Source organism: Bradyrhizobium genosp. SA-3 (genome assembly GCF_004212635.1).
GTDB lineage: Bacteria > Pseudomonadota > Alphaproteobacteria > Rhizobiales > Xanthobacteraceae > Bradyrhizobium.
On the sequence record NZ_PSRT01000071.1, the window covers coordinates 29,529 to 45,198 of the forward strand.

The 15,670-nt window shown below is 64.7% G+C and carries 12 protein-coding genes and 1 pseudogene; 5 read left to right on the forward strand and 8 right to left on the reverse strand.

Going from position 1 to position 15,670, the window contains the following annotated elements:
• Together CWO91_RS24095 and CWO91_RS24100 are read right to left on the reverse strand one after the other, a co-directional pair.
• Window positions 1-1,890 (reverse strand): TRAP transporter large permease, encoded by a 1,890-nt coding sequence (locus CWO91_RS24095; RefSeq protein WP_130216884.1) that lies wholly within the window; start codon window positions 1,888-1,890, stop codon window positions 1-3.
• 15 nt (window positions 1,891-1,905) lie between these two features.
• The gene (locus tag CWO91_RS24100) at window positions 1,906-2,925 is read right to left on the reverse strand and encodes a TRAP transporter substrate-binding protein (protein WP_091895472.1); all 1,020 of its coding nucleotides are present in this window, start codon (window positions 2,923-2,925) and stop codon (window positions 1,906-1,908) included.
• Between the two features lie 471 nt (window positions 2,926-3,396).
• On the opposite strand from CWO91_RS24100, the gene CWO91_RS24105 reads away from it, so the two are divergent.
• Complete coding sequence (locus CWO91_RS24105) at window positions 3,397-4,593, forward strand: M24 family metallopeptidase (protein ID WP_130216898.1); 1,197 nt, start codon at window positions 3,397-3,399, stop codon at window positions 4,591-4,593.
• On the opposite strand, the gene CWO91_RS24110 is transcribed toward CWO91_RS24105, so the two are convergent.
• The 3 genes from CWO91_RS24110 to CWO91_RS24120 form a co-directional block, all read right to left on the reverse strand.
• Window positions 4,590-5,417 carry a hypothetical protein gene (locus CWO91_RS24110; protein WP_130216900.1) on the reverse strand — a complete coding sequence of 276 codons (828 nt, stop codon included), beginning with the start codon at window positions 5,415-5,417 and terminating at the stop codon, window positions 4,590-4,592. The two genes, CWO91_RS24105 and CWO91_RS24110, sit on opposite strands and share 4 nt — an antisense overlap.
• Before the next feature lie 849 nt (window positions 5,418-6,266).
• Window positions 6,267-7,559, reverse strand: coding sequence for a siderophore utilization protein FsrB (fsrB, locus tag CWO91_RS24115; protein WP_130216902.1), 1,293 nt, complete (start codon window positions 7,557-7,559; stop codon window positions 6,267-6,269).
• A gap of 187 nt (window positions 7,560-7,746) precedes the next feature.
• Window positions 7,747-9,735 (reverse strand): TonB-dependent siderophore receptor, encoded by a 1,989-nt coding sequence (locus CWO91_RS24120; RefSeq protein ID WP_165405668.1) that lies wholly within the window; start codon window positions 9,733-9,735, stop codon window positions 7,747-7,749.
• Between the two features lie 144 nt (window positions 9,736-9,879).
• Here CWO91_RS24120 and CWO91_RS43185 point away from each other — a divergent pair, with 144 nt between their 5' ends.
• Entirely contained in the window at window positions 9,880-10,098 is a 219-nt protein-coding gene (locus tag CWO91_RS43185; RefSeq protein ID WP_165405669.1) for a hypothetical protein, read from the forward strand.
• Window positions 10,099-10,242: 144 nt separating this feature from the next.
• Here the strand turns inward: CWO91_RS43185 and CWO91_RS24125 are convergent, their stop codons facing one another.
• The 3 genes and pseudogenes from CWO91_RS24125 to CWO91_RS24135 all read right to left on the reverse strand — a co-directional run bounded on the left by CWO91_RS24125 (window position 10,243) and on the right by CWO91_RS24135 (window position 13,750).
• The gene (locus CWO91_RS24125) at window positions 10,243-10,908 is read right to left on the reverse strand and encodes a methionine ABC transporter permease (RefSeq protein WP_128944195.1); all 666 of its coding nucleotides are present in this window, start codon (window positions 10,906-10,908) and stop codon (window positions 10,243-10,245) included.
• Window positions 10,898-12,048, reverse strand: a pseudogene (locus CWO91_RS24130) (methionine ABC transporter ATP-binding protein). Before CWO91_RS24130 ends, CWO91_RS24125 begins: the two are co-directional and overlap by 11 nt.
• Before the next feature lie 229 nt (window positions 12,049-12,277).
• Window positions 12,278-13,750: a DASS family sodium-coupled anion symporter gene (locus tag CWO91_RS24135; protein WP_130216906.1), complete on the reverse strand. Its 1,473-nt coding sequence runs from the start codon at window positions 13,748-13,750 to the stop codon at window positions 12,278-12,280.
• Window positions 13,751-13,990: 240 nt separating this feature from the next.
• Between CWO91_RS24135 and nthA the strand changes: the two genes are divergently transcribed.
• From nthA to CWO91_RS24150, 3 genes are read left to right on the forward strand one after another with little or no spacing between them, the layout of a single operon-like run.
• Window positions 13,991-14,623, forward strand: coding sequence for a nitrile hydratase subunit alpha (gene nthA, locus CWO91_RS24140; RefSeq protein ID WP_130216908.1), 633 nt, complete (start codon window positions 13,991-13,993; stop codon window positions 14,621-14,623).
• On the forward strand, window positions 14,620-15,279 hold the full coding sequence (gene nthB / locus CWO91_RS24145) for a nitrile hydratase subunit beta (protein WP_130216910.1): 660 nt from the start codon (window positions 14,620-14,622) through the stop codon (window positions 15,277-15,279). Before nthA ends, nthB begins: the two co-directional genes overlap by 4 nt.
• Window positions 15,279-15,656 carry a nitrile hydratase accessory protein gene (locus CWO91_RS24150; RefSeq protein ID WP_165405670.1) on the forward strand — a complete coding sequence of 126 codons (378 nt, stop codon included), beginning with the start codon at window positions 15,279-15,281 and terminating at the stop codon, window positions 15,654-15,656. The genes nthB and CWO91_RS24150 overlap by 1 nt, the downstream gene beginning before the upstream one ends.
• The last annotated feature ends 14 nt before the right edge of the window (window positions 15,657-15,670 follow it).

The following is a 15,670-nucleotide window of genomic DNA, read 5'->3' on the forward strand; positions in this document are numbered from 1 at the left end:
TCAAAGGAATCCGATCGAAATCCACGGGAAGATCGCGACGATGATCAATCCCACCAGCAGCGCCAGCAGATAACCCCAGATCGGCCTGATGCCTTCGGCCGGATCGACGCGTCCGATGGCGCAGGCGGCATAATAGCCGACGCCGAAGGGTGGGGCGAATAGCCCGATACCCATGGCCAGAATGATCACCATCGCATAATGCACCTCGTGCACGCCGACAGCGCGGGCGATCGGAAACAGCAGCGGGCCGAACAGCACGATCGCCGGGATGCCCTCGAGCACGCTGCCGAGAATGGTGAAGGCCAGGATCGAGACGGCGATGAAGGTCGCCGCTCCCCCGGGCAACCCCGTCATGGCTGCCGCCAGCGAGCGCGAGAAGCCTGATTGCGTCAGGCCCCAGGCCATGCCGGTGGCCGTGCCGATGATCAGCAGGATCGCGCCCGACAGCGCTGCGGTCTCGACCAGCATCGGAAACAGCCGCCGCCAGTCGAAGCGGCGATACACCAGGAGGCCGACCAGGGCGCCGTAGACGATGCCGATGGTGGAGACTTCGGTGGCAGTCGCGATGCCCTCGACCACGGCATAGCGGATCACGAAGGGCAGCGCGAGCGCGGGCAGGGCGATGACGAAGGTCCTGCGGATCTCGGATGCCGTGGCGCGGCGGACGTGGCTCATGTCCTCGTGGCGGTAGCGCCACCACACCAGCATGCACAGCGTGATGGCGAGCACCACGCCGGGCAATAGGCCGCCGGTGAAGAGGGCGGCGATCGACACGCCCGTGACCGAGCCGATCGTGATCAGCACGAGGCTCGGCGGAATGGTCTCGGTTTGAGCACCCGTCGCCGCAAGAAGCGCGACGAGGTCGCCGGGCTTGGCGCCGCGCTGCTTCATCTCCGGGAACAGCACCGGCGCGACCGCCGCCATGTCGGCGGCCTTAGCGCCAGAGATGCCGGACACCAGGTACATCGCGCCGACCAGCACGTAATGCAGCCCGCCGCGGACATGTCCGAGCAGGCTCGCCAGGAACGCCACCATGGCCCGCGCCATGCCGGTCATCTCGATCAGAAGCCCCAGGAACACGAACAGCGGCACCGAGAGCAGGATGAGGTGGCTCATGCCCTCATCCATCCGCCCGACCAGCACCATCACGGGCGTGCGCGTGGTCAGCGCCAGATAGCCGAAGATGGCAAGGCCAAAACCGAACGCAATGGGAACGCCGGCAAACACGCAGAAGCCGGCGACGCCGACGAAGAAGATGACGAGATTGAGATTGCCAAGCGGCCGCAGCGACGGCTCCGCCAGCCAGAATGCGCCGATCAGGACCGCAACCGACAGCACGGCGGCCGCGACCATCCGGTAATCGGCGGCGCGCAGCAGCCGCAGCAAGGCGAACGCTGCCATCAGGCTGATGCCGGCCGGCAGCGCGGCAGCGCGCCACATATTCGAGATCTGCAGCGCCGGCGTGGTGATGTAGCTCTCTTCGTAAGCATAGTCGCAGGACGGCCAGACGATCAGCGCCAGGAACGCCAGCGCCGCGCAGGTTGCGACCAGATCGAGATAGGCCCGCGTCGCCGGCGTGGCGCTGGCGACGACCGCGGTCATGCGCATGTGCTCGGAGCGGCGGAACGCGACCGCCGCGCCCAGCATGGCGAGCCACAGAAACAGGATCGAGGCGAGCTCGTCCGACCAGATCAGCGGCCGGTGCAAGCCGTAGCGCGCAACCACGCCGGCAAATAGGATCACGATCTCGGCGACGACCAGGATCGCCGCCGGGATCTCCACGAGAAGGCCGAGTGCGCGCTCCGTTGAGGCCAGCAACGAAGGTCGGCGAGGGGACTGAACAGTCGCCTCGCCCGCCGCTTCGATCACCTCGACCTCGACATCAGCCATGACGCGGCCTGCGCGTTACGACAGCTTGCCCACCGCCTTTTCCAGGAGGTCCCAAGCCTGGTCGCCGTATTTGCCCTTCCACTCGGCATAGAAGCCGGCGGACCGCAGCTTGTCGCGGAACGGCGCCACGGCCGGCTGGTTGAAGGTCAGGCCCTTGGTCGCGAGCTCCTGCTGGAGGTTGGCGTTGAGCTTGGCGGTATCCGCGCGTTCGTTGACCGCGGCGGCGTTGATGTTCTTGGCGACGATGGTACGCACGTCCTGCGGCAGCTTTTCCCAGGCTCTGCGGTTGGCCAGGAACCAGAAGCCGTCCCACATGTGGTTGGTCAGCGAGCAGTACTTCTGCACCTCGTAGAGCTTTGCGGTCGAGATGATCGCCAGCGGGTTCTCCTGGCCCTCGACGATCTTGGTCTGAAGCGCCGAATAGACCTCGCTGAAATTGATCGAGGCGGGCGCCGCATCGAACGCCTTGAACATCGAGGTCCACAGCGGCGACACCGGCACGCGGATCTTGAAGCCCTTGAGATCGTCGGGACCGGTGATCGGCTTGGTCGACGACGTGGTCTGGCGGAAGCCGTTGTCCCAGATCTTGTCCATGACCTCGAGGCCGGCCTTCTTGATCTCGCCGCGGACATGGGCGCCGAGATCGCCGTCCATGGCCTTCCAGACCGTGTCGTAGTCCGGGAACGCGAAGCCGATGCCGTTGATGGACGCCGCCGGCACCAGGGTCGACAGGATCAGGCCTGACAGCGTGAAGAACTCGACGCCGCCGGAGCGGATCTGGCTCAGCATGTCGGTGTCGGACCCGAGCTGGTTGTTCGGGAAGATCTGGAGGTCGAACTTGCCGTTGGTCTCGCTCTTGATCGCGGCCGCCATCTCCTTGGCGCGCACGTTCAGCGGATGGGTGTCCGGCAGGTTGTTGGCGTATTTGTAGGTGAACTCGGCGCTCTGGGCGCGGGCCACATGGGGCGCACCGAGGCCGCCCAGAACCGCGGTGGCGGCGGAGGCCTTGAGAAGCGTGCGTCGGGAAAAGCTCATGGGTCTGCTTCCTCGGAAGGTTTGTTGTTGTTCTGAGATGCAAACCTATACGGACGTCAGGTCAGAAGGTCATCTGCGATCTCGCGAGGCCTCGCTTATTGCAGCCGGGCAAGGTCACGGCAATATCGGCTTTCGGAGAGATGGGCCGACAAAAAAATGCGAAAACAACCCCATGCACAGTAGCCGTCAAAGAGCTGGGAGAGCGGCCCAGCGCCAGCCCGTAAATGGCCTGGAGCGAAGGTGCGGTGACAGGAATTCCATCTAAATGTCTGATCCAATTGTACATAAATATATTCCATAATATACCTTATGCGAATTACGGATGTGGACGTGGCGGGCAGTTCCCCAAGCTGGTGCGAACCCTACTTCCGGGCCTAACATCGGGAGCCAACTGACCATCCGGCTGTTAGTCGGATGGTCGCGGACAGGAATTGCAGGAGATCAAATCGCCGCAGCCATGGGAGAGTCGTCATGCAGGAGACCGCTGCCCGCGCCACTGCCTCGCGTGTCATTCCGTTCGATGCCGCCAAGCTCGACCGTCTCATGGAGGACGCCGGCCTCGACGTGTTGGTCGCGACCTCCAAGCACAATGTGCAGTACTTGTTGGGCGCTGAGCGGGCGATCTTCTTCGACTACATGGACGCGCTCGGCGTCAGCCGCTATTTGCCGGTCCTGGTCTATCCCAAGGGCGCCCCCGAGAAAGCGATCTATGTCGGCCACCGTATGGAGACCCATCAGCGCGCTGTCGCGCCGCCCTGGGTTCCACAGCTCCGGACCGAGTCCAATGGATCGGTCGATGCGATCACGCGGGCCGCAGGCCTGATCCGGGATGCCGGCGTGCCCTCGCGGCGGGTCGGGGTCGAGATGGCGTTCCTGCCGATGGATGCCGGCCGGGCTCTGGCCGACGCCCTGCCCGGTGCCGAGCTCAAGGACGCTCTCGTGGTGCTGGAGCGGCTGCGGGCAGTCAAGTCGGCGGAGGAATTGGCGAAGCTCAAGACCGCGTCCGAGCTCGTCATCGCATCCATGCTGGCGGTGATCGCCGGTCACGGTCGGGGCACGACCAAGCAGCAATTGGCGGATGCGTTGCGCCTCGCCGAAGCCAACCGCGGACTGACCTTCGAGTATTGCTTGCTTGCCTGCGGCAGCAGCCACAACCGGGCGCCGTCGTCGCAGCACTGGGAGCAAGGCGAGGTGCTGTCGTTGGACTCCGGCGGCAATTATCACGGCTATATCGGCGACCTCGCGCGCATGGCCGTATTGGGCAAGCCGGATGTCGAGTTGAAGGACTATCTGGCCGAAATCGAGGCCGTGCAGCGCGCCGCCTTCGCCGCGGTCCGGCCGGGCGCCATGGGCGGCGACATCTACGTCGCGGCCGAGCGACAGCTCGCCCAGATCACCCAGCGCGACTGCACCGATTTCCTGGCCCACGGCATGGGCCTCGTCAGCCACGAGGCCCCTCGCCTGACCGCCAAGGGGCCGGTTCCCTACGACGACACTGACGCCCGCCAGCCGCTCGAGGCCGGCATGGTGGTGTCGATCGAGACCACGATGAAGCATCCGACGCGCGGCTTCATCAAGCTCGAGGACACGGTCGCGGTGACGCCGACGGGATACGAGATTTTTGGCGAAGGCGGGCGTGGTTGGAATTTGGGCGGCAACGCGCTTTAGCGCGGCGGCAACAGATCGAGCCGGCTCTGCGCCTTCTTGACGACTGCTGCGAACCAGCTCTGGCTCGGCGCTTCCTTGGCGAAGCAGGCTGTGAAGGCGGTCATCGCATTGTCTTCGCGGGTCATGTCGCCGCGCAGGTCCTTCTTGTCGACCGGCTTGGCCATCATTTGTTTCCAGACTTTCTCGCAGGCCGGTATCGGAGTGGTCTTTACGGCGTCCGATGTTGCGATGAAGAACACCTTGTCGCCCTGGATCGCGACGACGTCGATTTCATCCGGCGGCGCCTTGAGACCGCCATTGCCGCGCACGCCGAGCACCGCGATCGCGGCACTCGCCGCCGCAGGCTTGGTGATCGGCAGCTCCGCATAGATGGCGAAGGCGGCGTCCTGGATCGCGTAGTAGTAGAAGCGGTCGGATTTCAACGCTGCGCCGCTCTCCTGCGGCATGCCATCCTCGCGATGCTCGCCCAGCCAATGCTTGAGCAGCGTGGTCGTGGTCACCACCGCTTGCGTCTTGTAACTTTCCGAGGCGAAGCTGAGCCCGTCGAGATGGCCGAAGCCGATGTCGTTCTTGAACAGCGTATCGACGTTCGACTTGCCCTCGGCCGGTAGCCCCTTGATCGTAACAGGTCCCACCAGGCCGCGCAGCACGCCTGCCAGCTCCTTGAGCGCGGCATCGTGCTGCTTATAGATCTCGTCGCTCTCTTTGGCTGCCGAGAACTTTGCGATGTAGCGATCGCGCAGGTCGAGATAATGCTGCTCGGGCGCGGCCGCATAGGCGGGTGTTGCCAAGGCGAGCAGGCAGAGCAAGGTGGGTAATCTCATGGCAATGTCCGCAAACGACTGGGAGCTATCTCCAGTCTTTGTGCCGGTGCCGGGCGAGGAGGTTCATCCGCGATGCCGCACCCTACTCTGCCGGCGTGAGCTGCTGCCGGCCGAGGCGCGGCACTGGCAGCAAGGTGAGGTGCTGTCGTTGAACACCGGCGGAGATCGCGTTGAGCATCTCAACAGGCCATGCGCAAGCCGTGTGTCGTGGCAGGGCGAGAAGAGACTGTGCTCTTCGCGCGCGACGCACGGCGAGCGATCGCAGTCTCTCTCAATAGCTTCGGCCTGGGCCAGATGAGCCGCGCGAACCTCGCGCGCCGCGGAAGTAACGGCACCACCCGTCCGGGCTGATAGGTCCGGCAACGATCTCGCAGCTGCCGGGAGGCCGGAAATGCGCACAAACCCCGCAGCGCTGGGCTCCGTTTGGTTGATACTGGTATTGCGCAACCTCTTTCGGGATGGGCCTGCGTGCGCGGGCATAGGCACCCGTGGCAGATCCTGCCGTGCCATGGGCCCACGCCGGAGCCGCAGCCGCGCCCGCAAGCGCTGCGCCGCAGAGCGATTTCGCGATGAAGCCGCGGCGAGAAACACCTTGATCGGGCTTGTTGCTAGAGGAAGAGCTTGCACCTACCGGCTTGGATTGATCACTCATCAGTCGCCTCCTGGCGGACCGCCTTCGGCAAGTGGGATTTCCCTGGAACTCACAAACCGTACCGGAATATCCTTGGTTCCTAAATATCCTCAGGTGACCGTAATCGCAGCGCGGCGCGTCAACCACGGACGTGCGCTACGGATTCACACCGAGGCTCGGTTTCGCGGCAAGGTTCACCCGAAGGCCGGACGAGCGCGCTACTCTGCCGGCGTGAGTTGCTGCCGGCCGAGGCGCATCGCCGCGGTCTCGCGCACGCGCACGCGGGCGCGACGCTTGCGCCACCAGATCACGACGCCGGTGACCGAGAGAGCCGCCACGACGAGGCCCATGATCGAGATCAGGATGCGGCCGAACAGCCCGACGATGCGGCCCGAATGCAGCGGGAATTGCGCCTGCACGAAGATATCGGCGGCGGTGCCGACCCAGGACAGCCGTTCGCCGATGGGGCGGCCGTCCTCGCTGTCGTAATAGAGCTGCGCCGGGCCGACGCCGCCGGCGCCGTGGTCGTCGCCGGGATGAAAGAAGGCGGCGGCATAGACGCCATGGGCCGGGCCGTAGCTGATCGCGCCGACTGGGGTGGTCCACCCTCGCCCCTTGCCGTCGGCCGCCGCGCGCCCCGCGATGTCGGCAAAGCTGACCTTGGGCTCGATGGGATTGTCGAGATCGCGATATGGCCGCTGCTCATAAGGCGTCGGGGTGTAGTTCGAGACCATCTTCATCAGCGGCGAGAACACCTCGAAATACAGGTTCAGCGAGAACGCCGTGAAGGCGATGACGAACAGCACGCCCCAGGTCCACAGGCTGAAGGCGCGATGGATGTCGAAATTGATCCGGTAGGCACTGCCCGAGGTCTTGATGGTCCAGGCCGGCGCCCACCGCGCCCAGAAGCCGCGCTCGAGCTGGCGCGTGACTTCAGGCGCCCGCACCGCCTTGGCGCGCCGGCGCGAGGGCAGCGTCAGATAGAAGCCGACGAAGCAATCGATGGTCCAGATGATGGCGATCACCCCAAGCACGCGCATGCCCCAGCGGTCGCTACCCCAGAATTCCGGGATGTGCATGGTGTAGTGCAGCTTGTAGAGGAACGAGACGAAGTTTTCTCTCGTCACCGGCCACACTGCGCCCCAATAGCGCCGGCCGAGCTCCGCGCCGGTGTTGGGATCGAGGAAGACTTGATTGTAATCGAGCGGGTAACGCTTTCCGGTCGCCGGATCGATCCGCGGCATGACGAAGAACCACAGCGAGTGGCGCTCCTCTGGCGTCGTGAAGAGATAAACCACGCGCGCGCGGGGATCCCGCTGCTCGATCATCTTGGCGAGCTCGATCGAGGGAATCGCCGGGCCTTTGCTCGAGACGTCGAACAGATGGCTGTTCAGGACGTCGTCGATCTCATGGTCCCACGAGATGATCGCTCCGGTGATGCCGGAGAAGAACAGGAAGCCGGCGGTCAGCAGTCCCGCCCAGCGATGCAGCCGTCCGAATATCGCTCTCATCGTTCGAATCCCACCTCAGTCTCATGGTTCGAGACGCCCGCTTTGGGCGGGCTCCTCACCATGAGGGTTTGGGAGTTTGCCGCGAAACATGACCTCATCCTGAGGAGCCCGCCGACAGCGGGCGTCTCGAAGGATGCGCCGCGATGAAGCCGCCTGCCGAACTGTCTCCCATGTGTGGTTGCCCTGCTCACCAGCGGTAGGTCAACTTGCCGATCGCCTTGCGCCCCTCGGCATACATGCACCCCGCCAGTCCGTAGCAGGCGGCGACATAACGTGTGTCGGCGAGGTTGGTGACGTTCAGTGACAGACGCCAATTGTCCCTGGTGTAGGCCAAAAGCGCATCCAGCACGGTCGAGGATCCCACCTTGAATGTGTTGGCATCATCACCCCAGGTCGCGCCGACATAGCGGATGCCGCCGCCGAACTGCAAGCCTGCGAGCGGTCCGTTCTGAAGCGTATAGTCGCTCCACAGCGAGGCGCGGTTGAGCGGCACGGTGACCGGCGCCTTGCCGACATTCACTGGATCCTGCGTGACCATGGCATCGACATAGGCATAGGCCGCGCGCAGGTTCCAGCCGTCGGCGAGCGACATCGTGCCTTCGAGCTCGATGCCGCGCGACTTCACCTGACCGGTCTGTTCGGCGAAGTTGGTTGCAGGCACGTAGACGACGACGTTGTCACGCGTCAGGTCGAAGGCTGCGAAAGTGAACAGCGCGTTCCAGCCGAGCGGCTGGTACTTGACGCCGACCTCGTACTGCACGCCGGTCTCGGGATTAAGCATCTGGCCGCCCGGTCCCGTGGCGAGCACCGGCAGGAACGATTCCGAGTAGCTGAAATACGGCGCGATGCCGCTGTCGAAATTGTACATCACGGCGGCACGGCCGGTGAAAGCCGAAGCATCCTTCGAAACCGACGTATTGGAGATGCCGCTGTCGAGCTGCGTCGTCACGAAATCCTGGCGGCCGCCGAGCTGGAACGACAGCCGACCGAGCTTGATCTGGTCCTGCGCGTAGAGGCCGAGTTGCGACTGCTTGACGCCGGTGTTGTCGCTCATCGCGCCGATGGTCCAGTCGTAGCTGTAGACCGGGTTGAACACGTTGACCTCCGGCGACGACGTCGTAACGCTAAAAGCGGTGTCGCGAAACGCGGTGTTGCGATAGTCGATCCCGACCAGCGTGGTGTGGTTGAGGATGCCGGTGGTGAACTTGCCCTGGAGCTGGTTGTCCACCGCGAACGAGTTGATGTACGAGTTGCTGTAGCTGCCGAAACGCCCCAGCTGCCCCGCCGCCTCGTCGGTATATCCCGTGCCGTAGAAGGTCTTTTCCTCGTTGTGCTGATAGGCGTAACGCAGGTTCTGCCGGAACGTGATGTTGTCGGTGAAATCGTGCGAGAGCTGGTAGCCTGCGGTCGCGATCTCGGTGTTGAAGGCGTTGAAGCTCGGCACGCCCGCGAAGAACGAGACCGGGATGGTGCGGCCGTTGTTCGGCCATACCGTGCCCGAGGCCGGCAGGAACTGGAGGCCCCACCCTGCCCGGTCGCGCTGGTAGTTGGCGAGCAAGGTGATGGTGGTGTCCTCGTTCGGCTTGAAGGTGACGGCGGGCGCGATGAAGACGCGGTTGTCCTTGGTGAAGTCGACCTGAGTCTCGCCGTCGCGCACCACGCCGGTGAGGCGCCACAGCACCGTGCCTTCCTTGTTGGCGGGGCCGCCCATGTCGAACTGGCCCTGATAGCGGTTGAAGCTGCCGCCGGAGATCGACACCTCGCCGAACTGCTGCGCGGTCGGCAGCTTGGTCACGTAGTTGAGGATGCCGCCGGTGCCGCTGCCGCCATACATCGCTGAGGACGGCCCCTTGAGAATTTCGATGCGCTCGGCCCCGTAGGGATCGAGGCCGTTGAAGTGCACGTAGTTGCTGGATGGAATCCGCAAGCCGTCGACGTAGAGGCCTGACATGGTCGTGTCGAAGCCGCGGATCTGAAGGGCGCCGAAGCGGGTGTCCGAGCCGCCATTGACGTCGCCGCTGACGCCGGCCGTGTAGCGCAGCGCCTCGCCGATCGAGACCGCGCCCTGGTTTCTGACCTGGTCGGTGGTGACCACGGACACCGACTGCGGCGTTTCGATCAGCGGTGTATCCGTCTTGGTGGCGGTGCCGCTCCTGGTGGCGACGAAACCGCGCACCGGACCATTGGCGCGTTCGCCGGTGGCGCCGTTCGATGCCGACTGGGTTGGCGCAGCTTGCTGCGCCGGAGCGCGACGATTGGCGCGAGAGGCGCGTGTCGCCGCCGATCTTCGTGACGATGTAATCGCCGCGGGACGAGCGCGTTGGGCTGGCGCGTCGACGGTGACAGCGGGAATCTGCGTCTGGGCTTGCACGTCACCGAGCGGCACGGAGAGAGCAAATGTGCTGACCGCACCGAAGAAGAGAAGATGAATCTGCCGGCGACGCGTGTCATCACGCGAAGAAAGTTGGAAGTCGGTCACGTCTTGGAAGCCCCACGCACTGCCGGCTTTGCCGGTATCATTTTTGATGCCCCGCCCTAACCCAGGCGGTTTCGGAGTGCGATAGGAACAGCGTTAGAATTTCTCCAGACGTGTGCGCAGCATGTGCGGCGAATGCGCCCAGTCACGTTTCGAATGTTTCCAGACGGACGAGAATCTACTCGTCCGCAACATCTGTAAACGGTATCAGCGATGCCGCAGCCGGCGGTTGACGCGACGCGCCAGATAATCGCCCGCGCTCTGCACGAGCTGCACCAGCGCGATCAGCACGACGACGACGGCCAGCATCATCTCCGGCATGAACCGCTGATAGCCATAGCGGATGCCGAGATCGCCGAGGCCTCCGCCGCCGACGGCGCCGACCATGGCGGAATAGCCGAGCAGGCTGACCACCGCGAGCGTCAGCGCCAGCACCAGGCCCGGCAGCGCCTCGGGGATCAGCACCTTGAGCACGATCTGGATCGGCGAGGCCCCGAACGAGGACGCCGTTTCAATGAGGCCGGCATCGACCTCGCGGATCGCGGCTTCGACGAGGCGCGCGATGAATGGCGTCGAAGCGATGGTCAGCGGCACGATCGCCGCTGTCGATCCGATCGAGGTGCCGGCGACGAGGCGCGTGAACGGGATGATGGCGACGACCAGGATGATGAAGGGCGTGGACCGCGTCGCGTTGACGATGACGCCGAGCACGCCGTTGATGGCAGGTGCCGCGAACAGCTCCCCCTTCCGGCTGGTCGCAAGAAAGACGCCGAGCGGCAGACCGAAGACGGTGCCGAGCAGCGCCGCGATGCCGACCATGAACAGGGTTTCGCCCGTGGCCTGGGCGATCAGGTTGATGAGTTCAGGCGACATGGCCGAGACGCTCCGCCGGGAATTGATATCGAGACAGCCAGGCGAGCGTCCGCGTCACCGCGTCCTCTCCGCCAGAAATGCCAAAAGGAATGCCGAGGACGAGCGAGCCGACGTGCTGGCCGCTGATCTCGTCGATGCGCGCCGAGAGCACTGCAACGTCGAGGCCGAGCTCACGGGCAAGGCGCGCCACCAGCGTATCGCCGGCGCGGCGCCGCGGACCTGGATGCGGATCACGGCCTGCCCGCCTGCGATAGGCTCTGGCACGATCCGGCTCGCCAGCGACACCGGCAGACTGTCGCCGATCACCTCCGCCAGGAAGGACTGCGTGATCGGGTGCCTGGGTTGGGTGAAGATGTCAGCGACGTGGCCGCTCTCGACCACGTGGCCGGCGTCGAGCACCACGACCTCCTTCGCGAGCTGACGTACCACCGACATTTCGTGGGTGATCAGCACGATGGTCACCCCGAGCTCGCGGTTGATATTGGCGAGCAGATCGAGGATCGCGCGTGTGGTCTGCGGATCGAGCGCCGAGGTCGCCTCGTCCGACAGCAGCACGCTCGGCCGCGTGGCGAGGGCCCGCGCGATGCCGACGCGCTGCTTCTGGCCGCCGGAGAGTTCCGAGGGATAGCGGTCGTGCTTGTCGGCGATGCCGACCAGCGCGAGCAGCTCGGCGACACGGGCCTTGATGTCGGCCTTGGCCCAGCCGGCGATCTCGAGCGGCAGCGCGATGTTGTCGGCCGCCGTGCGCGACGACAGCAGGTTGAAGTGTTGGAAGATCATGCCGATCGAGCGCTGCGCCAGCCGCAATTCGCGCCCTGCGAGCGCCGAGATGTCTCTGTTATCGACGATGACGCGGCCCGTGGTCGGCTTTTCCAGCCCGTTGATCAGCCGGACCAGGCTCGACTTGCCGGCGCCGGAGCGGCCGATCACGCCGGTGATGGAGCCGCGCGGAATCGCGAAGTCGATGTCTTGCAGCGCCTTGACGCCGGGCTTGCCGCGATAGGCCGGATAGGTCTTTGAGATGCCGGCGAAACGGACCATCGCGTCAGGCTCGGTCGCGGCGGGCGAAATCGCTTCAGGCGTCTGGATCGGTTGTCCGATCGCAAGCGATTGGTGGGCGTTCATGGTGGTGGCCTTCATGCACAATGGTTCGCTTGCCCGCAAAACACGCGGGAAGCCTGGTCGCATCATGCGACGGGATTGGAACCGCGATGAGGGCTCGTATAAGCGCGCTGCACCGCAGCACGCACCATCGCCCTTTCAGGTCCGTCTTGCAATGTCAGATATCTGCGGGAGTTGGATGAAACTTTCCAAATCCCGCCCGCGGGGGAGAAAATTTATTCGCCAGGCCATCAGCCTCGAACCCGGCTCAGTGGACCTGCAACCAGGGCAGCACGATCAGCAGGAGGCCGGCGAAATAGAGCAGTCCGAAGATCAGGCCAAAGCCCCAGAACTGGCCTTTGCCGATGTAGCCGCTGCCGAAATACATCGGCGCAGGTCCCGTCGCATAAGGCGAGATCACGCCCATCAGGCCGAGCGAATACATGCAGAGCATGGCGAGCGTCGTGACCGGCAGATCAGGGATGCCGGATCCGACCGCCAGTACCACCGGCAGCACGGCGGCCGCATGCGAGGTGATGCTCGAGAAGAAATAGTGGATCCAGAAGAACAGCGCGACCAGCAGCAGCATCGCGGTCGATGGCGACAGCCCGGCGAGCGGCTTGGCGTATTCGGTCGCGAACCATTTGATGAAGCCGATCTCGTTGAGGCCCGAGGCCAGCGTCAGCAGCGAGGTGAAATAGAAGAACACTTCCCAGGCGCTCTTCTCGCCGACGATGTCGGCAAACTCGATCACGCCGGTCACCAGCATCAAGGAGATCACGATGAACACGACGGTGGTGGCGTTGACGAAGTTCGAGCCGAGCACGGGGACGTGGATGTCCGGGCTCGAGCCCGCGATCCACAGGAACATCGCGAGCACGATCAGGCCGAGCATGATCCATTCATTGCGCGACATCGGGCCCATCGCGCTGAGCTCCTTCGCCGCCCATTCCGAGATTTCCGGGCTGCTCTTCACCTCCGGACGGCACACCAGATAGCTGAGCAGCGGAACGAGCACCATCAGGAGGATCCCGAGCGGCGCGAAGCCGACGAACCACTGGCCCCAGCTCACCTCGATCCCGACCGTCTTCTTGGCGATCGCAAGCGCTGCCGCATTGGGTGCCAGCGCGGTGAAGAACAGCGAGCTCGTGATCGCGGTCGCCGCAAAGGCGGTCCACATCACATAAGTGCCGATCCTGCCGGCGGTCGGTCCCGGCTCGGAGCCGTAGATGCGCGGGATGTTGCTGATGATGGGATAGACGATGCCGCCGCTGCGCGCGGTGTTCGAGGGCGTCGCCGGCGCGAGCAGGAAGTCCGACATCGCGACCGCATAGCCGAGGCCGAGCGTGTTGCGGCCGAGCCGCTGCACCAGCACCAGCGCAATGCGGCGGCCGAGCTGGCTCTTGCGATAGCCGATCGAGAACACGAAGGCGCCGACGATCAGCCACACCGTGCTCTCGGCAAATCCCGCCAGCATCCAGCGCAGCGATTTTGTGGGATCGGCATCGATATAGCCGGCGACGCCCGCGACGGTAAGGCCGATGAACCCGACGGCACCGACCGGCATCGATTCCAGGATGAGCCCGGTGATGACTGCCGCGAACACGGCAAAATAGTGCCATTGATTGACATTGAGGCCCGACGGCACCGGCCACAGATAGATCGCCAGCCACACCAGGAGGGGAGCGATCAGCTTCCAGCGAAACCCGTTCGACTCAGACGCCTGTGAGCTAGCGGTCATGGGCCTTCCCCCTCGATTGTGGTCGCGCCGTGCGGCCCGTTGACCGGGCCGGCTTTTGTCCCAGCGCGGCGTATACGGACTGTCCACGACGATATCAATGGCTGTCCAGGGCCGGATTGAAAGCGGTTTTCGTCATGTCACCGGCGATGCCAGCGTGCCAACGGCGTCACGAACACGTGGCCGGATTGCACTGCAACGAACGCTCGACAGAAACGGATCATTGCGCCTATCCTTTGTCCCATGAGCCACGATCATAACCACCACCACCACAATCACGACCATTCCGAGCTGTCGGAGACCGAGCTGCGCGTGCGCGCGCTCGAGACGATCCTGACCGAAAAAGGCTATGTCGAGCCGGCCGCGCTCGATGCCATCATCCAGGCCTATGAGACCAAGATCGGCCCGCACAACGGCGCGCGCGTCGTCGCCAAGGCCTGGACCGATCCGGCGTTCAAAAAAGCGCTGCTGGAGGACGGCAGCAGGGCCATCGGCACGCTCGGCCATGTCAGCCGCGTCGGCGATCATCTCGTCGTGGTCGAGAACACGCCCGAGCGCCACAACATGATCGTGTGCACGCTGTGCTCCTGCTACCCCTGGGAAATGCTCGGGCTGCCGCCGGTCTGGTACAAGGCCGCGCCCTACCGCTCGCGCGCAGTCAAGGATCCACGCGGCGTGCTCGCCGATTTCGGCGTCACGTTGCCCAAGGACATCGAAATCCGTGTCTGGGATTCCACCGCGGAAACGCGCTTCCTGGTGCTGCCGATGCGACCCAAGGGCACGGAAGGCTGGAGCGAGGAACAACTCGCCGAGCTCGTCACCCGCGACTCCATGATCGGCACCGGCTTTCCCAAGACGCCGGGAGCGCCGTCGTGAACGGCGTGCACGACATGGGCGGCATGGACGGGTTCGGCAAGGTCGAGCCCGAGCCGAACGAGCCGATGTTCCACGCTGATTGGGAAGCGCGCGTGCTGGCGATGGTGCGTGCGATGGGTGCGGCCGGCGCCTTCAACATCGACACCTCGCGCTTCTATCGCGAAACGATCCCGCCGCATGTCTATCTGTCGAGCTCCTATTACAAGAAGTGGTTCCTCGGGCTCGAGGAGATGCTGATCGAGAAGGGCTACCTCACGAGGGAGGAGGTCGCCGCCGGCCACGCGATGCAGCCTGCAAAGGCGCTCAAGCACGGCAAGTTCGACCTCGCCAATGTCGAGCGCGTGATGGTGCGCGGCAAGTTCGCTCGCCCTGCCCCGGCCCCGGCGAAGTTTGCGATCGGCGAGCGTGTGCGCGCCAAGAACATTCATCCGGCGACGCATACGCGGCTGCCGCGCTATGTGCGCGGCCATGTCGGTGTCGTCGAGCTCAACCATGGCTGCCACGTGTTTCCGGATTCGGCCGCGATGGAGCAAGGCGAAAATCCGCAATGGCTCTACACGGTCGTGTTCGAGGGGCGCGATCTCTGGGGCGCGGATGGCGATCCGACCTCGAAGGTCTCCATCGACGCGTTCGAGCCCTATCTGGACCCGGCGTGATGAGCCGCACGCTTGCGGCCGCCGCCACGACGGCCATTCCGAGCATTCCCCGTGACGACGACGGCCCGGTGTTCCGTGCGCCCTGGGAGGCGCACGCGTTTGCGATGGCGTTGAGCCTGCACGAACGCGGCGTGTTCACCTGGCCGGAATGGGCCGCAGCGCTCGCCGACGAGATCAAGCGCGCCCAGGCCGCCGGCGATCCTGACACGGGCGAGACCTATTACCTGCACTGGCTCGCCACGCTGGAAGGCCTCGTCGCACGCAAGGGCGTCGCTTCGACGGAGACGCTGCACCGCTACCGCGACGCCTGGGACCACGCCGCCGACCGCACGCCGCATGGCAAGCCGATCGAGCTCAGGCCTGAGGATTTTCGGTAGGTCTCGCTGAGTTC